At 63.9% G+C, this 19,644-nt stretch carries 22 protein-coding genes; 15 read left to right on the forward strand and 7 right to left on the reverse strand.

The genetic code is table 11. The features are described 5' to 3' along the window. The 3 genes from BM193_RS12325 to BM193_RS12335 all read left to right on the forward strand — a co-directional run. Nucleotides 1–146: flagellin (locus BM193_RS12325; RefSeq protein ID WP_254786148.1), on the forward strand; the 146-nt coding region annotated here is incomplete at its 5' end. A 168-nt stretch (nt 147–314) separates the two neighbouring features. Further along, nucleotides 315–1,193 (forward strand): flagellin N-terminal helical domain-containing protein, encoded by an 879-nt coding sequence (locus BM193_RS12330; RefSeq protein WP_092802440.1) that lies wholly within the window; start codon nt 315–317, stop codon nt 1,191–1,193. Between the two features lie 59 nt (nt 1,194–1,252). After that, nucleotides 1,253–2,353 carry a hypothetical protein gene (locus BM193_RS12335; RefSeq protein ID WP_175533264.1) on the forward strand — a complete coding sequence of 367 codons (1,101 nt, stop codon included), beginning with the start codon at nt 1,253–1,255 and terminating at the stop codon, nt 2,351–2,353. A gap of 60 nt (nt 2,354–2,413) precedes the next feature. Here BM193_RS12335 and BM193_RS12340 read toward each other — a convergent pair whose 3' ends face one another. The 7 genes from BM193_RS12340 to BM193_RS12370 form a co-directional block, all read right to left on the reverse strand. Next, the gene (locus tag BM193_RS12340) at nt 2,414–4,501 is read right to left on the reverse strand and encodes a flagellar biosynthesis protein FlhA (RefSeq protein WP_092802437.1); all 2,088 of its coding nucleotides are present in this window, start codon (nt 4,499–4,501) and stop codon (nt 2,414–2,416) included. Beyond that, nucleotides 4,498–5,637, reverse strand: coding sequence for an EscU/YscU/HrcU family type III secretion system export apparatus switch protein (locus BM193_RS12345; protein ID WP_092802434.1), 1,140 nt, complete (start codon nt 5,635–5,637; stop codon nt 4,498–4,500). Before BM193_RS12345 ends, BM193_RS12340 begins: the two co-directional genes overlap by 4 nt. A gap of 137 nt (nt 5,638–5,774) precedes the next feature. Next, complete coding sequence (locus BM193_RS12350) at nt 5,775–6,572, reverse strand: flagellar biosynthetic protein FliR (RefSeq protein ID WP_092802431.1); 798 nt, start codon at nt 6,570–6,572, stop codon at nt 5,775–5,777. A gap of 12 nt (nt 6,573–6,584) precedes the next feature. Further along, nucleotides 6,585–6,857, reverse strand: a complete 273-nt coding sequence (locus BM193_RS12355; protein WP_092802428.1) for a flagellar biosynthetic protein FliQ — start codon at nt 6,855–6,857, stop codon at nt 6,585–6,587. Nucleotides 6,858–6,860: 3 nt separating this feature from the next. Next, on the reverse strand, nt 6,861–7,631 hold the full coding sequence (fliP, locus tag BM193_RS12360; RefSeq protein WP_092802425.1) for a flagellar type III secretion system pore protein FliP: 771 nt from the start codon (nt 7,629–7,631) through the stop codon (nt 6,861–6,863). Then, entirely contained in the window at nt 7,628–7,993 is a 366-nt protein-coding gene (locus tag BM193_RS12365) for a FliM/FliN family flagellar motor switch protein (protein WP_070220030.1), read from the reverse strand. The genes fliP and BM193_RS12365 overlap by 4 nt, the downstream gene beginning before the upstream one ends. A gap of 1 nt (nt 7,994) precedes the next feature. Continuing rightward, nucleotides 7,995–8,792, reverse strand: a complete 798-nt coding sequence (locus BM193_RS12370; RefSeq protein ID WP_092802421.1) for a FliM/FliN family flagellar motor switch protein — start codon at nt 8,790–8,792, stop codon at nt 7,995–7,997. Nucleotides 8,793–9,397: 605 nt separating this feature from the next. Between BM193_RS12370 and BM193_RS12380 the strand changes: the two genes are divergently transcribed. The 12 genes from BM193_RS12380 to BM193_RS12435 all read left to right on the forward strand — a co-directional run bounded on the left by BM193_RS12380 (nt 9,398) and on the right by BM193_RS12435 (nt 19,632). Further along, nucleotides 9,398–9,736 carry a flagellar hook-basal body complex protein FliE gene (locus BM193_RS12380; RefSeq protein ID WP_092802415.1) on the forward strand — a complete coding sequence of 113 codons (339 nt, stop codon included), beginning with the start codon at nt 9,398–9,400 and terminating at the stop codon, nt 9,734–9,736. A gap of 60 nt (nt 9,737–9,796) precedes the next feature. Next, nucleotides 9,797–11,527 (forward strand): flagellar basal-body MS-ring/collar protein FliF, encoded by a 1,731-nt coding sequence (gene fliF / locus BM193_RS12385; RefSeq protein ID WP_092802411.1) that lies wholly within the window; start codon nt 9,797–9,799, stop codon nt 11,525–11,527. Further along, a complete protein-coding gene (locus BM193_RS12390; RefSeq protein ID WP_092802407.1) occupies nt 11,505–12,545 on the forward strand; it encodes a flagellar motor switch protein FliG in 1,041 nt (346 codons plus the stop codon). Before fliF ends, BM193_RS12390 begins: the two co-directional genes overlap by 23 nt. Further along, on the forward strand, nt 12,542–13,231 hold the full coding sequence (gene fliH, locus BM193_RS12395; protein ID WP_092802404.1) for a flagellar assembly protein FliH: 690 nt from the start codon (nt 12,542–12,544) through the stop codon (nt 13,229–13,231). The genes BM193_RS12390 and fliH overlap by 4 nt, the downstream gene beginning before the upstream one ends. After that, on the forward strand, nt 13,228–14,538 hold the full coding sequence (gene fliI / locus BM193_RS12400; RefSeq protein ID WP_092802401.1) for a flagellar protein export ATPase FliI: 1,311 nt from the start codon (nt 13,228–13,230) through the stop codon (nt 14,536–14,538). Before fliH ends, fliI begins: the two co-directional genes overlap by 4 nt. 8 nt (nt 14,539–14,546) lie before the next feature. Next, complete coding sequence (gene fliJ / locus BM193_RS12405) at nt 14,547–14,984, forward strand: flagellar export protein FliJ (protein WP_092802398.1); 438 nt, start codon at nt 14,547–14,549, stop codon at nt 14,982–14,984. An 89-nt stretch (nt 14,985–15,073) separates the two neighbouring features. Continuing rightward, nucleotides 15,074–16,483: a flagellar filament capping protein FliD gene (gene fliD / locus BM193_RS12410; RefSeq protein WP_092802395.1), complete on the forward strand. Its 1,410-nt coding sequence runs from the start codon at nt 15,074–15,076 to the stop codon at nt 16,481–16,483. A gap of 51 nt (nt 16,484–16,534) precedes the next feature. Further along, nucleotides 16,535–16,924, forward strand: coding sequence for a flagellar export chaperone FliS (gene fliS / locus BM193_RS12415; RefSeq protein ID WP_092802392.1), 390 nt, complete (start codon nt 16,535–16,537; stop codon nt 16,922–16,924). 7 nt (nt 16,925–16,931) lie between these two features. After that, complete coding sequence (locus BM193_RS12420) at nt 16,932–17,234, forward strand: hypothetical protein (RefSeq protein WP_254786097.1); 303 nt, start codon at nt 16,932–16,934, stop codon at nt 17,232–17,234. Continuing rightward, nucleotides 17,231–18,373, forward strand: a complete 1,143-nt coding sequence (locus BM193_RS12425; protein ID WP_092802385.1) for a flagellar hook-length control protein FliK — start codon at nt 17,231–17,233, stop codon at nt 18,371–18,373. The genes BM193_RS12420 and BM193_RS12425 overlap by 4 nt, the downstream gene beginning before the upstream one ends. Continuing rightward, the gene (locus BM193_RS12430) at nt 18,373–18,849 is read left to right on the forward strand and encodes a flagellar basal body-associated FliL family protein (protein WP_092802382.1); all 477 of its coding nucleotides are present in this window, start codon (nt 18,373–18,375) and stop codon (nt 18,847–18,849) included. Before BM193_RS12425 ends, BM193_RS12430 begins: the two co-directional genes overlap by 1 nt. Before the next feature lie 39 nt (nt 18,850–18,888). Further along, entirely contained in the window at nt 18,889–19,632 is a 744-nt protein-coding gene (locus BM193_RS12435; protein WP_092802651.1) for a FliA/WhiG family RNA polymerase sigma factor, read from the forward strand. Nucleotides 19,633–19,644 lie beyond the last annotated feature (12 nt).

Below are 19,644 nucleotides of genomic sequence, written 5' to 3' on the forward strand. Positions count from 1 at the left end.
AGGCCGCGACCGGCCGCATCATGGACGTCGATTTCGCCACCGAAAGCTCGAACATGACGTCGTCGCAAATGCTGCTGCAAGCCGGCACCGCGATGTTGAAACAAAGCAACAGCATGTCCTCGATGGTCATGTCCTTGCTGCAATAATCTTTGCCTGGCCTTTGCGGCCAGCAATATCAAGCCAGACCGCGGTCTGGCTTTTTTTTCGCAAAAGACATACAAATTTAACTATATTTACATCGCACTTAACAATGTTGCTGGGATGGTCGCCTATACAAGATAGAACGCCATTGAACCACTCACGAAAGTCGCCACGTGCTGAGCATTCACACCAATATCGCCGCACTGTATGCCCAAAGCGCCGCGTCGAGCGCGCAAAGCCGGCTGTCGACGTCGATGTTGCGCCTGAGCACAGGCTACCGCATCAATTCGGCCATGGATGACGCGGCGGGGCTGCAGATCGCCACGCGCCTGAGCGCGCAAGTGAGCGGCATGACGGTGGCCATGCGCAACACGCAAAACAGCACCTCGATGCTGCAGACGGCCGAAGGCGCGTTTGGCGAAGTCACCGACATGCTGATGCGCATGAAGGACATGGCCACGCAGGCGGCGGACGCCTCCGCCAACCAGCTCGACCGTGACGCCCTGCAGGCCGAGTACGATGCGCTGGGCCAGGAACTGTACAACGTGCTGACCAACACCACGTATGGTGGCAGCCTGTTGCTGGGCAACGGCAGTGCCGGCAAGGGGACGCTGTCGCAGGCGATGACCTTCCAGATTGGCGCCAGCAGCAGCGAAACCATGCAATTCGACGTATCGGGCAAGATGAACAGCCTGGACACGCTACTGAAAACCATCTCGGCCAATTTTGCGCCAGCCGGCACGGCCGGCAGCGAGATCGGCACCAACAGCAGCGCCAACAGCATGATCGATTTGCTGGCCACGGCGCTCGACCAGGTGGGCGGCGTGCGCTCGGCCCTGGGCGCCACCGCCAACCGACTCGAGCACATCAACAGCAACCTGGCCAACATGGTCACCAATACCAAGGCCGCCATCGGGCGCATCATGGATGTCGATTACGCGGCGGAAAGCGCCAACATGGCATCGGCGCAAATGCTGCTGCAGGCCAGCACGGCCATGCTCAAGCAAAGCCAGAGCATGCAGAAAATGATATTGTCGCTGTTGCAGCCATGATGCTTTGCGCAGCCAGGGCTGGCGGCCTTTTTGATGGACTTTGATCTGGAAGCAGTGGCATGGCGATAGACCGCATTTCCTCCGGCAACCCGGTTCCCCTGATTACGCAGCGCTTCGACGTCAGCCCGGCCACGCCGATGGTGCCGGGCGTGGTGCAGCCGCTGGTGCCCGTCGGGCCCTACATGGCGCCCGCGCCCGACGCCGGCACCCTGCCCGCCCAGCTGCAGCAAACGGGCCAGGACAGCCTGGCGTCCCTGATCAAGCCCAACGGGGACGGCGCCGGCGCCACGCCGCGCGACAGCAGCGCCATGCAGGTCAATCAGCTGTTCTTCACGCGCCAGCTCGTCTGGCAGCCGCCCGACGCGGCGCAGCTGGCCGCCTCGTGGCGCGTGATGGTCAAGACGTATGGCGAACAATACGCCGCCCTGCAGGAACAGGCGCGCGGCCAGCACGTGCCGGGCAACCTGTTCATGGCCGACCAGCAGCCGGCCCTGCTGCGCGAAGGTCCGCGTCCGCCATTGACGGTCGACAGCGAAGCGTGGCGCTTTGCCGTGTACGGCTGGGGCGGCCAACGCCTGCTGCTGCGCGTGCTGGCCAGCGACGAAGACGAAGAGACAACACCGAGGCGGCGCGGCAAGGTGGCGCTGCGCGTCGAACTGCTGATTGCCGGCATCGGCCGGGTGGTGATCCAGATGGAACCGGCCGGCGACGGCGTGCTGCTGGAACTGGCCGCCGAGGCGGAATCGGCCCTGCACCACCTGCGCCAGGCCCTGCCCGGGATCGCCGACGCCGTGCGCCGCGCCGGCCTGCGCGTGGTGCGCTGCCGCCTGAACCGCCAGTTGCACGCGCAGCGCGTGCACGGCAACTACCCGATGCAGGCGGGCGCCGCCGCGCTGTCGCTGCCCCTGTTCCGTGCCATTGCCGAAGTGGCGCTGCTGCTGACACAGCCGGAAGCGGAAGCGGCCGCCGATCCCGAGGCCGCCGCGCCGGCCGCCCCCAGCGCGCCGGAGGAAGAGGTGTTTGTTTCCAAGGAAGTGGCGGCGCCGCTCGGTTACGACGATGGCGATGCCGCAGACGAGCCATTGTCAGGCACCACCGTGCTGCTGCTGGCCGATGGCCAGGAGCACGACTTGCTGCCGCCCATCGACGAGCAGGATTGAGGCAATCAGAATGATTGCAACATAAAAAAAACGGCGCCCGCAGCGCCGTTTTTTTGACCGTCAACCCACCGTGCCGATGATGCTCACTTCGCGGTTTTCCGGAATCTCGTTATACGACAGCACATGCAGGCCCGGCGCGAACAGGCGCGCATAGCGGGCCAGCAGCGGACGGATCTGCGGCAGCACCAGCAGCAGCGGCGGCGTGGCCTGCTGCTTCATCTGCTCGCGCGCCACCGGCATGTTCACTTGCAGCTGCGACAGCAGGTGCGGATCGATCGGATAATTATCCAAGGTCACCTTGCCCGACTGGCGCGCCTGGTTCAAGGAACCGAGCAGCATGTTTTCCAGCTCGCCGCCCAGGTTGAACGCCTGCATTTCCATCTTCTGGCCAAACAGGCCGCTGACGATCTGGCGCCGCAGCGCGCAGCGCACTTCGGCCGCCAGCAGAATCGGGTCCTTGGTCGTTTCCGAGCTGTCGAGCAAGGTGGTGGCGATGGGCACGATATCCTTCAAGGACACGTTTTCTGCCAGCAAGACACGGAATACGCGCAGCATCTGCGTGTGCGTCAGCGCCTTGTCCAGCGCACCGGCCAGTTTCGGCGACAGCGCCGTCAGGCGTTCCATCATGTTGGTGACATCTTCGTGGCGGAACAGTTCCGGCAGGTACTCGCGTATCATCTTCGACAAGTGCGTGGCGATCACGCTGGGCGCCTCGATGACCTGGTAGCCCAGGCCCAGCGCATGCGCCTTGTCGCCCGGTTCGATCCACGTGACGGGCATGCCATAGGCCGGCTCGATGCCGGGAATGCCGTCCAGCTGGCCATACACGTTCGGCGACGGAATCGCCATCAGGCGGTCGGCCTGCACTTCCGCCTGCGCCACCACGGTGCCGGACAGCACGATCGCGTATTGCGATGGTTTCAATGCCAGGTCGTCGCGCACGCCGATATTCGGCAGCAGCAGGCCCATCGATTCTGACAGGCTCTGGCGCACGCCCTTGACACGCTTGTTCAGGGGTTCGCCCTGGGTCTTGTCCACCATGCCGACCAGCTTGTAGCCCAGCATCACCATCAGGGGTTGCACGGCGGGCAATTGCTGCCATTCCAGTTCGGCGGGCTTGTCGTCGCGCAGGGCCGCCTCGATGGCCGCCATGCCGGCCGCGTCGGGCCCTTTCACGCGCTTGGTGAGGCGCCATGCAACAAAGGCCAGCACGGCGGCGAAGGTCATGAACATGAACCATGGCATGCCCGGGATCAGGGCCAGCGCCACCATCATGCCGGCCGCGCTGAAGATCACCGTCGGCGAGGTCAGTACCTGGCCCGCCACCTGCTGTTCGAAATCGCCCGAATCGCTGATGCGGGTCACCAGGATGGCGGCGGCGGCCGACAGCAGCAGCGCCGGAATCTGCGCCACCAGGCCATCACCGATGGTCAGCAGTGCGTACTGGCGGAAAGCATCGCCGAACGACAGGTCGTGCATCAGCGAGCCGATGGCCACGCCGCCGACCATGTTGATGATCAAAATCAGGATACTGGCGACGGCGTCGCCGCGCACGAACTTCGACGCGCCGTCCATGGCGCCGTAGAAATCCGCTTCGGCGGCCACGTCCTTGCGGCGGATCTGGGCTTTTTCCTGGTTGATCAGGCCGGCGTTCAGGTCGGCGTCAATCGCCATCTGCTTGCCCGGCAAGGCATCGAGCGTAAAGCGCGCGGACACTTCCGAAATGCGCTCGGCGCCCTTGGTGACGACGGCGAAGTTGATGATCATCAAGATCACGAAGACCACGATACCGACGACGAAGTTGCCGCCGATGACCACGTTACCAAACGCCTCGATGACTTTACCGGCCGCGTCCGCACCCGTATGGCCGTGCAGCAGCACCACGCGCGTGGAGGCCACGTTGAGGGTCAGCCTGAGCATGGTGGTGGCCAGGATCACCGTCGGGAAGACGGAGAAATCGAGCGGCCGTTTGGCCGAGACGCTGACGAGGATGACGATCAGAGCCAGCACGATATTGAACGTGAACAGGATATCGAGCAGCACGGGCGGCAGCGGCAGGATGATCATCGCCAGGATCACCAGCAGGAACAGCGGCGTGGCGAACTTGTGGCGGCGCATTTCGGCAACCAACCGGTTCAGGAAATTCATGAAGGTACTACCTCGCTCAAATGAGATGGCACGACCACCTCGGTGGGAAATGGGGGCTGGGCGGCACGCTGCCCAGAACGGAATGCTTTCAGCTGCAAGATGTAATTGAGCACCTGCGACACGGCCTGGTACAACTGCACCGGTATCTGCTGCTGTACCTGGCTGGTGTTGTAGATGGCGCGCGCCAGCGGCGGCAGCTCCAGCGTCTCGATATGGTGCTCCTTCGCCACCTGGCGGATATACAGCGCCATCTCGTCGACGCCTTTGGCCACGACAAACGGCGCCTCGGCGCGGTCCTGGTCATACTTCAATGCCACGGCATAATGCTCGGGATTGACGATCACCACGTCGGCGTCCGGCACCGTCTTGCGCACGCTGCGCCGGCCGATCTGCTGCTGCAGCTGGCGGATGCGCTGGCGTACTTCCGGCCGGCCTTCGCTGGTCTTGTGCTCTTCCTTGACATCCTGCTTGCTCATGCGCTGGTTGCGGGCAAAGAAAAACGCCTGCGCCGGCACGTCGATGATGGCAAACAGCACGAAGACGGAAATGAGCGCCATCAAGCCATCGACCATCAGCGCGGAACCATCGAGCATGGCCTGGGTCAGCGGGCGGTGCTGCAAATCCACGTAGTGCGCCAGGCTGGAGCGGCTGACATGCACCAGCACCAGGCCCAGCACGGCGGCCTTGGCAATGGACAGGCCGAATTCAAAACCATGCTTGGGCGTGATCAGGCGGCCCAGGTTCTTGGCCGGGCTCAGGCGCTCCATCTTCGGCATCCAGTTCTTCGTGGTGATGACCCAGCCGCCGGGGATCAGCGAACCGAGCACCACGAACAGCGGCACGCAAAACAGCGGCACGATCATCTTGATCAGCAAGCCCACGGAGGTGGTAAACGCCATCGACATGGCATTGTCCAGCGCGCCCTTGCTATCGAGCGGCATGAAGGCCATGGCGAACAAGGCGCGAAAAGTGTCCAGATAGCCGGGCAGCAAATAGATGAACACCTTCATGCTGATGAGGATGCCCAGCGCCGTCGACAGGTCGCGCGAACGCACCACCTGCCCTTCCTGGCGCGACTTCTTCAGCTTCTGCGCTGACGCCTTTTCGGTCTTGTCGCCCGTGCTGCTATCGGCCATGCGCCCCACCTTTCCGCACGTGCCCTGCAAGCGTAGCGAGCAGGTTCAAGGCCGGGTTGAGTGGCGCAGCTGTACGCAGGTACGGCGAGCAACGGATGCCCGGAAGTGGACTGCGCAGTAGCGTGTTGACACGTGCGCTATCCATGGGCCACCCGCATCTGTTCGGCGATCATGTCGAGCACGCGGTTGGTCATGGCCACATAGTGTTCCGGCACATAGCGCACGATCTGCGCCAGCATCACCAGGCCGAACAGGGTGATCATGGAAAACCCCAGCGAAAACAGGTTCAGCGATGGCGCCACGCGGTTCAGGAAGCCAAAGCCCAGCTGCACCACCATGGTGGAAAAGACGATCGGCAAGGCCAGCAGCATGGCGGCGGCGAAGATCCACGCCACGTTGTAGGCCACCGTCTGCAGCAGCAGCGGGCCGTAGCCCTGGCCCACGGGCCAGGCCGTGAAACTGGCGCCGATCACGCCCGTCAGCACCAGGTGGCCGTCGATGGCGAAAAAAACGATCATGCACATGATGGTCAGCATGCCCGTGATCACGTCCGACGAGGTGCCGTTCAGCGGGTCATTCATGACGGCCATGGAAAAGCCCACCTGGCTCGAGACCAGGTAGCCGAGTACCGACATCACCGACATGGCGAAGTGGAACGCCAGGCCCAGGATGAAGCCGATGACGGCCTGCTCCAGGGTGGCGACGATGGCGTGCAGCGAAAACGGATCGATGTTCAACAGCTCGCGCGAGGCGCCCGACGCTTGCATGACGGGCAGCATCAGGATGGCCAGCACCAGCGACAGCAGCACGCGCACGGGCGTGGGCACCATGGCGTCGCCCACCACGGGCGAGGCGCTGAGCATGGCCAGGATGCGGCAGAACGGCCACCACACGGCCAGCAGAAACGGCAGCACCTGATTGAAAATCTGATCCATGGACGCGCCGCGCTATCCGACCAGGGTGGCCGCGCGCTGAAAAATGGAAACGCAATAATCCATCAGGTAGCCCGACATCCAGCGCCCGGCCAGGATCAGGGCCAGCAAGGTGATCAGCAGGCGCGGCAGGAAGCTCAGGGTCTGCTCGTTGATCGACGTGGCGGCCTGCACCAGCGCCACCACCAGGCCCATGAGCAGGCCCGGCACGACCAGGATCACCACCAGCAGCATGACGATATGCAGCGCTTCGATGATCAGGTCGACGGCAACTTCAGGGGTAAACATGGATCAATAGCCCTGTATGCTGGTAACGAGGGTGTTGACGGTCAGGGTCCAGCCGTCGACGAGGACGAACAGCAGCAGCTTGAACGGCAATGAGATCACCAGCGGCGACAGCATCATCATGCCCATGGCCATCAGCACGGAGGCCACCACCAGATCGATGATCAGAAACGGAATGAACAGCATGCAGCCGATCTGGAACGCCGTCTTGAGTTCGGACAACACAAAGGCGGCCAGCTTGACCGTGAAGCTGTGGTCTTGCGGGCGCATGGTGGACGGTTCGCCCGCCAGGTGGGCGATCTGCGCCAGCGCGGCCTTGCTCGTCTGCGCCAGCATGAAGCGCGAAATCGGCACTTCGGCGATCTTCAGCGCTTCCTGCATGCCGATCTGGTCGCGGTCGTAGGGCACGAACGCTTCCTTCCACACCTGGTCGCCGATGGGACGCATGACCAGCAGGGTCAGGATCAGGGCGATGCCGGTGACGATACGGTTGGGCAAGCCCTGCTGCAGGCCCAGGGCCTGGCGCAGCAGGGACAGCACGATGACGAAGCGGGTAAAGCTGGTCATCATCATGACCATCACGGGCAGCAGCCCGAGCAGGGTCATGACGACGAGGATCTGCATCTTCACCGACAGGTCGGTCTTCGCGCCCGGCACCACGCCGGACAACAGATCCTGCGCGCCGGCGGCGCTGCAGCACAGCATCAGCACGGGCACGGCGAGCGCCACCACCAGCGGGCCATGGCGCCGGGTCACACCGGGTACCGCCAGCTTCATGCTGTCATCAGGTCGAGATTGAGGCCGTCGAGGTCGATGACTTTCAGACCATAGTTCTCGCCCGCCACCACCACTTCGGCGCGGCCGATCGGCGTGCCATTGACCTTGATCACCAGCGGTTCGCCGGCCAGCATGTCGAGTTCGATCACGCTTTCCGGGCCGATGGCCATCAGCTCTTCCAGCGAAATGCGCGCCGAGCCCACTTCCAGGGTCAGGGTCACGGGAATCTTGCGCATCATTTGCGGAATGTCGCGCCGCGCGCGGGTGCTGGCGACATCGGCGACGTCGCCCTGGTCGATGATCATATCGTCGCCCAGGTCTTCCAGCAGGGTTTCGCTCTGGTTGGTATCGGTCATATTCATATTATTCGACATCTTCAAATGAGGTTAAACAGAGCTTGCCCTTGTGTTCGGAAACCGCTGCTGTAAATAAACGGGAATCATCGAGCATCACATCGGTGCGGCTCAGGCTGACGGGAATCACGTCGCCCACACGCAGGTCGAACAAGGCGCCCAGCTGCACCTGCTTGCTGACGAGCCGGCCTTCCAGCGTCACCTGCAGGCGCGAAGCGAGCGGACGCACGCTGCGCAGGGCCTTTTTCGCTTGCGCGCGCTCGGGCAGCAGGCCGCGCAGCACGTCGGCCATCAGGCGCTTGTCCAGCGAAAACCAGAAGGTACCGCTCTGCCCCGCCTCGACGTCGCTGAGCGCCACGGTGACGATCCAGCCGCCGCGCGCCGGGTGCACGCCCGACTGCACGGCCAGCTCGGCGCCGGGGTCGATGGCGCTGGACTTGCCCAGCGCCTGCAGGTTCTTGTCGATGCGGGCGAACAGGCTGGACACCAGTTGTTGTCCCAGCACCACAGCCAGGCGTTCTTCCGTGGCCGTCACGCGCACCTGCGCCGGATCGGGCAGCACGCCCTTCGCGCCGGCGCTACCGTAACGATAGTTCAGCACGCTTAACAGGATCTGGCGTTCGAGGGTAAAGCCGGCCTGGCCGGCGGGCGTGGAGAAACTCAGCCAGCGGTTCGCGCTGTCTTCGCTCTCGACGCGCGACAAGGTCACGGCGTCGATCTGAAAATTACCCCAGTAGCGGCGACTCATGGGCTGGCGCAGGGCCACGGCCAGGTCGTCGCGCAGCTGGGCGCCGAATACATGCAGCAAATGGACAGGACGTCCGAGCAGACAGGAATCCAGGACTTGATGGCGCGCAGTTTGATCTGTCTTGGTAATGGTTGTCATGTAGTGGTCATGTCGGTATTGCGGTGGCAGAACAAATTATACGGATCGCCCGAAATTAAATACAGCATCATCTCGATCTTGCGGATGGCAACACGAGCAAACGATTGCGCATCGTATCGCATGCTAAATGACTACGGTGCTGAACAATACATGAAAAACCTAAATATTGCCATGTATCAATATTCCTTGAGGCAATCCTCTCTTTACTTTATAGTTGCCGCGAGGTAAGCTTATAGCGACAAAATTTAGATTTGCAGTGCGCCATTCCGCTTACCTGATTCCGGTTTTCATGGCAATTTTCAGTTCCTCTCATTGCCACCCGTAGAAACTTTTATCAGCTATATATGAGTTGTCATGGCCGTGTAAATCACCTCGGTGTGGGTTTGCTGAGTCTGTGCTTGGATCTGCTCATGCGGATGGTGTGGCAACTGATAAAACTGATGGGTCCTGCGGAAACGCCCGGACTGGACTGGCAACACCAGTATTTCTGATTGATACGTCACCGCATATTGAAAGTAGAGGGCAAGATGAGCAATGAACTCGCAGGTCTGATCAAGGCCGATCTGGCAGCACTGACCAATGACGCACACGCCCTGGGCGCCAGCATCATGCCTGCCGCCCAATTCGGCGCGCCGGAGCAGTCGGGCTTCTCGTTCGCGCAAAGCATGAAAGACGCCGTCGGCAAGGTCAACAACGATGACCGCCTGGCCGCGCAAAAAATGAGCGATGTCGACAGCGGCAAGAGCGACGACCTGGTCGGCGCCATGCTGGCCAGCCAGGAAGCGAGCCTGTCCTTCTCCATGTTGATGCAAGTGCGCAACAAGGTCATGGGCGCCGTCGACGAACTCATCAAACTACCTCTGTAAGATTCACGCCCAGATCCACGCCCAGCCTCCCAGCGAAAGTTACCCCAAGTGATTACCCCCATGAAGTCCGCATTTGCGCGCTGGCGCCTTGGTGCCCAGCCCACCATCCCGCCCGCCCTGCTGAAGAACCTGGTCCCCATCGTCGTGCTGGCCATCGGCATCACCGCCATGGTGACCATGTATTTCTGGCGCGACCAGGCCAACTACAAGCCGGTCTTTGGCGCGCGCGAGAAGGTGGCCGTGACGGACATGATGGCGACCCTGGACGCCGAACACATCCCCTACCGCCTGCATCCGGACAGCGGCCAGGTGCTGGTGCCCGATGCCATGCTGGGCAAGGTGCGCATGCTGCTGGCCTCGAAGGGCGTGACGGCGCAGCTGCCGGCCGGCCTGGAGTTGATGGACAAGAATGACCCGCTGGGCGTATCGCAATTCGTGCAGGACGTGCGCTTCCGCCGCGGCCTGGAAGGCGAGCTGGCGCAAAGCATCATGACGATGGACGCGATCGCTTCGGCGCGCGTCCATTTGTCGATCGCCAAGTCGACCTCGTTCGTCGCCAGCGATGGCGACAAGTCGTCCGCCTCCATCGTCGTGGCCCTGAAACCGGGCCGCACTCTGGCGCCGGAACAGATCGCCGCCGTCATCAACATGGTGTCGGGCAGCGTCGCCAGCCTGGCGCCCACGCGCGTGAGCCTGGTCGACCAGGGCGGCAACCTGCTGTCCTCGCACATCGACCTGACGGATGGCTTCGACGCCGCGGCCGCCGGCAACGAAGGCGCCAAGCGCTTCCAGGATGAAATCCGCCGCAACGTCACGGGCCTGCTCGGCCCCGTCATCGGCGAAGACAACTTCAAGCTCAGCGTGACGGCCGCCGTGAATAACGACCGCGTGGACGAGACGCTGGAAAAATATGGCGAAGCCCCGAAAGTGACGAGCGAGGCGATGCGCGAAGAGCAGGAGCGCAACCGCACCGTGGCCGGCGTTCCCGGCAGCCTGTCGAACCGTCCGCCGGCCGCCGCCGTGCCGGCACCGGCCGATGCCGCCGGCGCCGCGCCAGCCGATGGCGCGCCAAAACCGGCCGACGACGGCACGGCCCGCAAGAATGCCACCACGCGCCAGTACGCCTACGACCGCAGCATTACGCAGATCAAGCGCAGCCGTGGCCGCCTGGAAAAACTCAGCGTCGCCGTGGTCCTCAACAGCGCCGCCGCACCGAATCCGAAGACGGGCTGGACCCCCGCCGAACTGGGCAATATTGAAAAAATGCTCAACAGCGGCCTGGGCATCAACGTCCAGCGCGGCGACAGCCTGAGCCTGACGGCGCTGCCCTTCCCCGCCAAGCCGCCTGTGGCGCAGTGGTGGGAAGAGCGCGATACCGTCGTCGACTTCAGCAGCTGGCTGCTGTACGCGCTGGGCGCCGTCCTCGGCTACTTCCTGATCCTGCGCCCGCTGCTGCGCCTGCTGACGTCGCGCCTGGCGCCGCCGGCCCTGAAACAGCTCGATCCCGCCCTGGCACTGGCCGGCGGCGCTGCCGCCGGCGCGAATGGCGTGGCGGTGGCTGGCGCCCCCGCCCTGGGCCTGAACAGCGTGCCGGCCCTGGAAGGCGAAGCGGCCGCGTCCGGCAGCATGCCGGTCGTGCCGCTGCTGGAAAACTATGACTTGCCGCCACCAGGCTCGGCGGTCGACGTGATGGTCGATCACCTGAAAGTACTGGCGGAAAAAGAACCCGAGCGTGTCGCCGAAGTCGTCAAACAATGGATGCAGAAAAATGGCCGAACTCAACAACAATAATCTCCCGGACGACGCAGAAATCGAGAGCGTCAGCCTGAATCCCGTGGAACAGGCGGCCATCGTGCTGCTGAGCATGGGCGAAGAGCAGGCAGCCAACGTGCTGCGCTGCCTGTCGCGCGAAGAATTGCTCGAAGTCACGCAAGTGATGTCGCGCATGAGCGGCATCAAGGTCGAGGCCGTGAAAACGGCCATGCAGACCTTCTTTGACGACTACCGCCAGCAAAGCGGCGTGCACGGCGCTTCGCGCAGCTATCTGAAGCGCTCGCTGGACATGGCGCTGGGCAGCGATATCGCGAACAGCGTGCTGAACAATATCTACGGCGATGCCATCCGTCCCAAGATGGCGCGCCTGCAGTGGGCCTCGCCAAAATGGCTGGCCGAATACATCGTCAACGAGCACGTGCAGATGCAGGCCGTGTTCCTGGCCTTCTTGCCGCCCGCGCTGGCCGGCCAGATCCTCGATGCCCTGCCCGTCGAAGGCCGCGACCTGGTCTTGCTGAACCTGGCCCGCCTGGACGAGATCGACCGCGACCTGCTGGTCGAGCTCGACGAACTGGTGGGCCGCTGCCTGGGCACGCTCGACACGCAAAGCACCAGCGTGGAAGGCATCCGCCAGGCCGCCGAGATCCTCAACCGCATGCCGGGCAACCGCGCCGCGCTGGTCGAACTGCTGCGCGCGCACGATCCGGAAGTGGTGTCGGAAATCGAACTGAGCATGTACGACTTCCTGATCCTCGCCACGCAGAGCGACGTCACGCTCACGCGCATCCTGGAGGACGTGCCGATGGAACAGTGGGCCATCGCCCTGAAGGGCGCGGAACCGTCGATCCGCGACGCCGTGCTGAAAACCATGCCGCGCCGCCAGGCGCAAAGCTTCGAAGACATGATGCGCCGCTCCGGCCCCGTGCCGCTGTCGCGCATCGAACAGACGCGCCAGGAAATCATGGCCACCGTCAAGGGCCTCGCCGATGCGGGCGAGATCGAAGTGCAACTGTTTGCCGAAGCGGTGATTGAATGAAGCACTTTCGCTCGTATCGTTTTCCGCCCTTGTCGCAATTCATCGCCGCCGGCCAGCGCGCCTCGAACGAGGATACGGACGGCCAGTGGCAGGCGTCCGTCTCGGAAGGTTTCGAGCAGGGCCAGCGCGACGGCTATGAAGTGGGCCTGGTGCAAGGCCAGCAGGATGGCTACGACAGCGGACGCAGCGACGGCATGGCGCAAGGCCGCGAAGAAGGCCGCAATGAAACCCTGGTGGCGCTGGACCGCCTGGCGCGCCCCGTCGACGCGATCTTGCGCGACCTGAAAAAGGTGCGCGCCGACTACCGCGCCGCGCAGCGCAAGGAAGTGGTCGACCTGGTGGCCAAGGTGGCGCGCCAGGTGATCCGCGCCGAACTGGCGCTGCAGCCCGTGCAATTGCTGGCCCTGGTCGACGAGACCCTGGCCTCGATGCCGCCCACGCGCGAGGAAATCGACGTCTTCCTCAATCCGGAGGAATTGAAACGCATCAGCGAACTCGATCCGAAGCGCGCCAAGCGCTGGAACCTGATCGCCGATGCCAGGCTCGATGCGGGCGAATGCCGCATCAAGGCCGGTGACAATGAAGTCGACGCCGGCTGCCATCAGCGCCTGTCGGCCTGCATGGAACAGGTCAGCAGCCACCTGGCGCTGGCCGCCGAACACGCGGACCAGGGCGCGCCTGCATGATCGCCGACACGCTGCGCAGTTTCGAGATCGGCGATATCCCGGTCGCGACCCCGACGGGCCGCCTGGTCGGCGCCTCCGGCCTGCTGCTGGAAAGCGCCGGCTGCCGCCTGCACACGGGCCAGCGTTGTCAGATTGAAACTGTGAATGGCGAGTGGCTCGATGCGCAAGTGGTCGGCTTCCGCGAAAAATTGTCCTACCTGATGCCGTTCAAGAAGGCCACGGGCCTGACCACGGGCGCACGCGTGCTGCCCCTGCCCGACAAGGCCAGCCTGCAGATCGGCCCGTCGTGGCTGGGCCGCATGGTCAATGGCCTGGGCGAACCGATCGACGACCTGGGCCGCCTCGGTGGCGAACACATCCTGGAAGTGACGCCGCCGAAAATCAATCCCCTGAAAAAACAGCCGGTGGTCGAGCCGCTGGACGTGGGCGTGCGCGCCATTAACAGCATGCTGACCCTGGGCAAGGGCCAGCGCGTGGGCCTGATGGCCGGTTCCGGCGTGGGCAAGAGCGTGCTGCTGGGACTGATCACGCGCCAGACGGTGGCCGATGTCGTCGTCGTCGGCCTGATCGGCGAGCGGGGCCGCGAGGTGCGCGAATTCGTCGAAAAGTCGCTCGGTGCCGAAGGCTTGAAAAAGGCCGTGCTGGTGATCGCCCCCGCCGATGAATCGCCGCTGATGCGCATCATGGCCACAGAACTGTGCCATTCGATCGCCGCGCATTTCCGCGACCAGGGCAAGCACGTGCTGCTGCTGGTCGATTCGCTGACGCGCTATGCCATGGCCTTGCGCGAAGTCGCGCTGGCCCTGGGCGAGCCGCCCGCCACGCGCGGCTATCCGCCGTCCGTCTTCTCGAACCTGCCGCAGCTGGTGGAAAGCGCCGGCAACGGCGCCCACCCCGACGGCAGCATGAGCGCCATCTACACCGTGCTGGCCGAAGGCGATGACCAGCAGGATCCCGTGGTCGACACGGCGCGCGCGATTCTCGACGGCCACATCGTGCTCACGCGCGAGCTGGCCGAGCGGGGTCACTACCCCGCCATCGACATCGCCGCCTCGATCAGCCGCTGCATGGCGCAGGTGATCACGCCGAACCACATGCAGGCGGCGCGCGCGCTGAAGGCGTCGATGGCGCGCCATGCGCGCGTGCGCGACCTGATCCCGCTGGGCGCCTACGTGCCCGGCGCCGACCCGATCACCGACCGCGCCGTGCAGCTGCACACCCCCATCGAAGCTTTCCTGTGCCAGGGCACCAAGGAAGAGGCGCCGATGGGGCCGTGCATCGAACAACTTGAACAGATCATGGCCTAGGAGCATACGTGAGCGACGCGCATACCATCCGCAATCTGACCACCCTGGTCGGCCTGCGCAGCACCGAAGTGGAACGCCTGCAAGGAGAAATGGCGGCGCAGACGGCCGTGCGCGAGCGTTACCAGAAAAACCTGGAGCGCCTGACGGGCCTGTACACGGATAGCGGCCCCAGTGGCGCCCTGCCGCTGGCCCTGTCCGTCAACTGCGGCAACTTCAAGCAGGCCGTCATGCAGATGGCCGACCAGCACCGTACCGACTTGCATTTGCACGAGGCCAACATGGCCATCTCGCAGCGCGCCCTGAATACGGCCTGGGCGAAACGCGAGGTGCTGGACCAGGTGCTGACGCAAAAACAGAAACATGTTGCAAATGAGCAACAACGTACCGATGCCAAACGGCAAGACGAGCTGGCGACCCAATTCTGGTTCCGCGGGCAGGTAAAATGATGTTTGTGTAAGTTTCTTTCAGGAAAACTTCACAAAACGGGAATGGGGGTCGCCTTGTACCGGTATATCCCTTTATTCAGGAGTCTGGCATGGCAAGCGTAATTACTTCACCGGTCTACGATCCGATCACCACCGCAAAAAACCTGGCCACCAAGGAAATTGCGGCGCAGCAGGCAGCATTGACGGCGAAAAATACGCTGGCCAACAATACCAGCACGGCACTCAACAACATGAAGTCGGCCATCTCCGCCTTCCAGCTGGCGATGTCGGCCATGACCACCAGCAAATCCGTGCTGAGCCAGTCCGCCACCTTCCCTGCCACGGGCTTTGGCACGGCGACGGCCGGCATCAATGCCGCGCCCGGCACATACAGCTTTTTCGTGGAAAAACTGGCCACGGCCAGCCAGCTGTCATACGGCGGCCTGAGCGGCGTTGCGACGGCTGACGGTACGGGCACCCTGAAAGTGAAAATCGGCGATGGCTTGGGCGACAACACGCTCGACATCGACCTGGCCGCCGCCGACAAGGATGGCAATGGCACGCTGACGCCGCAGGAAATCGCTGCCGCCATCAATGGCAACAGCAAGAACAATTCGCGCGTGACGGCCTCCATCGTTACCATCGGCAACGAAGCGCAGCTGGTGCTGACGTCGAATGTGACGGGCATCGCCAACGCCGCCACGCTCGATGCCAGCGGTGTCGCCAACGTCGCGCTGAAGGGCGCGCTGATCGCGCCCGCCAACTTCAAGGAAGTCGTCAAGGCGGACGACGCCATCGTCTGGCTGGGCAACAAGGATACGGGCACGAAAATCACGCAGGCGTCGAACACCTTCACCAACGTGCAGGACGTGAAAATCACCTTCACGCGCGCCATGTCGGCGGCCGAGGCGCCAGTGCTGCTGACGGTCGCCACCGACAACGCCGGCACCATCGCCAACGTGCAGACCTTCGTCGACGCCTACAACAAGCTGAAGTCGCTGATCGATGGCCTGGCCAGCCCCGGCGACCCGGCCAAGGGCGTGGCCGCCGGCATCTTCGCCCACGATTCGGGCTTGAACGCGCTGCGTAGCAGCATGGGCAACGCCCTGCGCCTGAGCATAGGCGGCGATTCGCTGGTGTCGTACGGCATCACGGCGCAGCGCGACGGCACGATCAGCCTGAACAGCGCCAAGCTGACGGCCAAGCTGGCGACCAATCCGACGGGCCTGGATCAGTTATTCGGCAATAACAGCCTGTCGGCCCCGGCCGGCGTGCTGGGCGGCCTGGACAAGGTGCTGGGCCAGTGGAGCAACGTCACCAAGGGCCAGATCAAGCAGCGCCTGGAAGCGACGGACACGCTGCAGAAAAGCCTGAACAAGAGCATGGACCGCCTGAATACGCAGTATGACAACTCGTACAAGCGCTACCTGGACCAATTTACGCGCCTGCAAATCCTGCAGGAACAGATGAACAAGAACGTCGACATGTTCGACGCCATGTTTGGCAACGATAAATCCTAAGGCGAGCGTGCCTGCCGCGCCGCCGCAAGTTCTGACAGTGAGAAACAAGACATGTTAAACAATGAAGCTTACGGCAACTACCATGCAGTCAACCTGGATGCCCAGACCTCGCGCGCCTCGCCCGTGGAACTGGTGCTGGTCCTGACGGACGGCTTGCTGGAAGAACTGGCGCGCGCGCGCGGGCATATCGTGGGCAAGCGCTACGAACAGAAGGCGATCAGCCTGGACAAATGCACGCAGATCATCAACGGCCTGTCGAGCTCGCTCGATTTCGACAACGGCGGCGAAGTGGTGGTCAACCTGGCGCGCCTGTACGACTATTGCGTGGCGCGCCTGTACACGGCCGGCATCAAGCTCGACCCGACCCTGATCGATGAAGTGACGACCTTGATGACGACCATCAAGCGGGGCTGGGTGGGCGTGCAGGCCAACAATGCCTAGGCGCGCCGTGCTGCAGCAGCTGAGCCGTCAATTTGCCGCGGCCAGCGAGCAGGCAGACTGGGCAGCACTGGAGAAACTCTCGGCCAGCCTGGCGAAAAACCTGCCCTTGCTGGCCGAACGGGGCGCATGGAGTGCGCTGGAACAAACAGAATTGTTGCAATTGCGCAAAATTCACGCGCAAGCGGTTAAAATTTGCTCTGAGGAAAAAGAGCGCCTGGGACTACACCTGGGAGCATTACAGGCAAATAAGGAAGGTTGGGTCGCCTACGCCGCGCTCGGCGAATTCGACTCTGAAGGGTATCAAGCATGATCATGAACTTCAATACGGCGCCGGCCGCACCGGCATCGACGACCAGTGCGGCGCCGGCCGCGGCAGCGCCGCAGGCCAGTCTCTTGCCCGGTGCGCCAGGCTATGGCACCGGCGTGGCCACGCCGGGCACGGCCGCCGCGCCATCCGCCCTGCCCCTGTTCGCGCAGGCGCTCGACGTGGCGACGGTGGCAACGCCCGACGCGCCCGCGGCTGACAGCGGCGCGCCAGCCAAGGAGGGCGACAGCGACAGCCAGGCCGACGGCAGCCTGCCGGCCATGGCCGCCCCCGTCATCGGCTTGCCGGTGGCCATGCTGCCCCCCACGGATGCGGCCGCGGCCGAAGCACGCGCCGCCGCCCAGACGCAGGTCCAGTCCAGCGCGGCGCAAGCCAATCCCGCGCTCACCATCAGCGTGCATCCGGCGGCCGTCACCCTGAGCGCCCAGGCAACGCCGCAAGCGGCGGGCCGCGACACGCGCGAGCCGCTGGCGGCCGCCAATCCGCTGCCGCCGGCCAAGAGTGGCGGCGCCACCCTGCCCGCCGCCTTCGAGGCCGTGCTGGCCCAGGCAGCGCCGGCCGCCGCCCCTGCCGCGCGCGACGCTGAACGCGCCGCGCCCGTCACGCCCGCCGCTCCCAATCTGGGCCTGACGGGCGCCGTGGCCAACGCCACCACGACGGCGCCAGCCGGCGACACCATCAAACTCAACGGTCCTGCCCAACAGTGGCAGGAACCGCTGCGCGAAGCGCTGGGCGAGCGCCTGCAGACGCAGATCGGCCGCAACAGCGAGCACGCCACTATCCGCCTCGATCCGCCGATGCTGGGCCGCATTGACATCTCCATCCGGCATACGGCCGGTACGCTGCAGGTCAACGTCACGGCGTCGAATTCGGAAGTGCTGCGCCAGTTGCAAGGCATCGGCGAAACCATGCGCAGCGACCTGGCGCAGCGCCAGTACACCGAGGTGGCCGTGAATATCAGCGCCACGCCGCGCAGCCCCGCCGCGCAAGCGTTCGCCGAGGGCGATGCGCGCGGCCAGCGTCAGCCGGGACGCCAGAACGACGATGCGGAACCGGGCCGCGCCCTGTCCGACGGCAGCCCTGCCGGCACCACCTACGCCATGCATGAGCGAGAGATGACCTGATGAATATGAAAATGAAACTGATCGGCGGCTTCGTCGCCGTGGCGGTGCTGGCCGCCGGCGCGGCAGGCGGTGCCATGTGGTACCTGGCCAAGCCCGTTGCCGGCCATGCCGACACCGTCGAAGCGAAGGCCCCGCCACCGCCCGCCACGGGCAAGAAGGCACGCAAGTTCCTCACGCTCGACAAGGTCATCGTGATGCTGCGCCGCGGCCCCGGCGACACGGACACGCATTACCTGTCGGCCGACCTGGTGATCGCCACCACCGAGGAAAAGGAAAAGCTGACCAAGGACCACTTGCCGCTGATGCGTTCGATCGCCGTCAGCACCTTGTCGAGCTTTCCCGTGGACAAGGCGCAGACCATGACGGTGGAACAATACGCGGAACAGATCAACAAGGCCTTCAATGTCAGCTATGAACGCGAGCAGATGGAAAAGCCGTTCACGGAAGTCATGGTCGGCAAGCTGATCATTGAATAAGCCGACGCCAACACGCCAGCCGACCTAGTGGGAGACCCCGTGGCCTATGTAGAGCAATACCAGGAAGCGTACGGCGCCGGCGAATATGCCGCCGCCAGCGCTTGCGCGGCCGTGCTCAGCGTTGCTGAAGAGCAACAACATCTGGTGGCGTATGCCCCTTTGGTGAAACGCATCGTGCGCCAGCTCAATTCGCAGGTGTCGGGCGCCATCGACCGCGACGACATGGAGCAAATTGGCCTGATGGGCTTGCTCGAAGCGCTGCGCCGCTTTGGCGTGCCGGACCAGTCGTTCGGCAGTTACGCCAGCTTGCGCATCCGCGGCGCCATCCTCGATGAATTGCGCCGCCAGGACTGGCGCCCGCGCGCCGTGCGCCAGGAAAGCCACCGCCTGCGCGACAGCGTGCGCGCCCTGACCCGGCGCCTGGGGCGCGAGCCGCAGGAAGTGGAAATCATGGCCGCGCTGAAGCTGACGCCGGAAGCGTTCCAGGAATACCAGCTGGCGGAAAACGCCGAACTGATCGCCAGTTTCGACGAAGTGCTGCAGGAAAGCCTGGGGCAGGCGGACAGCGCGCCCAGCCCGGAAGAGCAACTGATGGTGCGGCGCAGCCTGGAGCAAGCCTTGCGCGCACTCGATGAACGCGAGCAGCGCGTGATCCAGATGTACTACGAATTCGAACTGAGCTATAAGGAAATTGCCGCCGTGCTGGACCTGAGCGACGCCCGCGTCTGCCAGCTGAACAAGACGGCCCTGGGCAAGATGAAAGCCATGCTGCAAGACGCATAAGTTGTAGCAACA

It is taken from the genome of Janthinobacterium sp. 344 (assembly GCF_900112025.1).
Classification (GTDB): domain Bacteria; phylum Pseudomonadota; class Gammaproteobacteria; order Burkholderiales; family Burkholderiaceae_D; genus Janthinobacterium.

Coding starts and splice junctions, on each gene's coding strand:
- BM193_RS12430 (WP_092802382.1), top strand. CDS start 18,373: ATGAATATGAAAATGAAACTGATCGGCGGCTTCGTCGCCGTGGCGGTG.
- BM193_RS12340 (WP_092802437.1), bottom strand. CDS start 4,501: ATGAATTTCCTGAACCGGTTGGTTGCCGAAATGCGCCGCCACAAGTTC.
- fliI (WP_092802401.1), top strand. CDS start 13,228: ATGATCGCCGACACGCTGCGCAGTTTCGAGATCGGCGATATCCCGGTC.
- BM193_RS12345 (WP_092802434.1), bottom strand. CDS start 5,637: ATGGCCGATAGCAGCACGGGCGACAAGACCGAAAAGGCGTCAGCGCAG.
- fliS (WP_092802392.1), top strand. CDS start 16,535: ATGTTAAACAATGAAGCTTACGGCAACTACCATGCAGTCAACCTGGAT.
- fliF (WP_092802411.1), top strand. CDS start 9,797: ATGAAGTCCGCATTTGCGCGCTGGCGCCTTGGTGCCCAGCCCACCATC.
- fliP (WP_092802425.1), bottom strand. CDS start 7,631: ATGAAGCTGGCGGTACCCGGTGTGACCCGGCGCCATGGCCCGCTGGTG.
- fliH (WP_092802404.1), top strand. CDS start 12,542: ATGAAGCACTTTCGCTCGTATCGTTTTCCGCCCTTGTCGCAATTCATC.
- BM193_RS12390 (WP_092802407.1), top strand. CDS start 11,505: ATGGCCGAACTCAACAACAATAATCTCCCGGACGACGCAGAAATCGAG.
- BM193_RS12380 (WP_092802415.1), top strand. CDS start 9,398: ATGAGCAATGAACTCGCAGGTCTGATCAAGGCCGATCTGGCAGCACTG.
- BM193_RS12425 (WP_092802385.1), top strand. CDS start 17,231: ATGATCATGAACTTCAATACGGCGCCGGCCGCACCGGCATCGACGACC.
- BM193_RS12335 (WP_175533264.1), top strand. CDS start 1,253: ATGGCGATAGACCGCATTTCCTCCGGCAACCCGGTTCCCCTGATTACG.
- BM193_RS12355 (WP_092802428.1), bottom strand. CDS start 6,857: ATGTTTACCCCTGAAGTTGCCGTCGACCTGATCATCGAAGCGCTGCAT.
- BM193_RS12365 (WP_070220030.1), bottom strand. CDS start 7,993: ATGAATATGACCGATACCAACCAGAGCGAAACCCTGCTGGAAGACCTG.
- fliD (WP_092802395.1), top strand. CDS start 15,074: ATGGCAAGCGTAATTACTTCACCGGTCTACGATCCGATCACCACCGCA.
- BM193_RS12350 (WP_092802431.1), bottom strand. CDS start 6,572: ATGGATCAGATTTTCAATCAGGTGCTGCCGTTTCTGCTGGCCGTGTGG.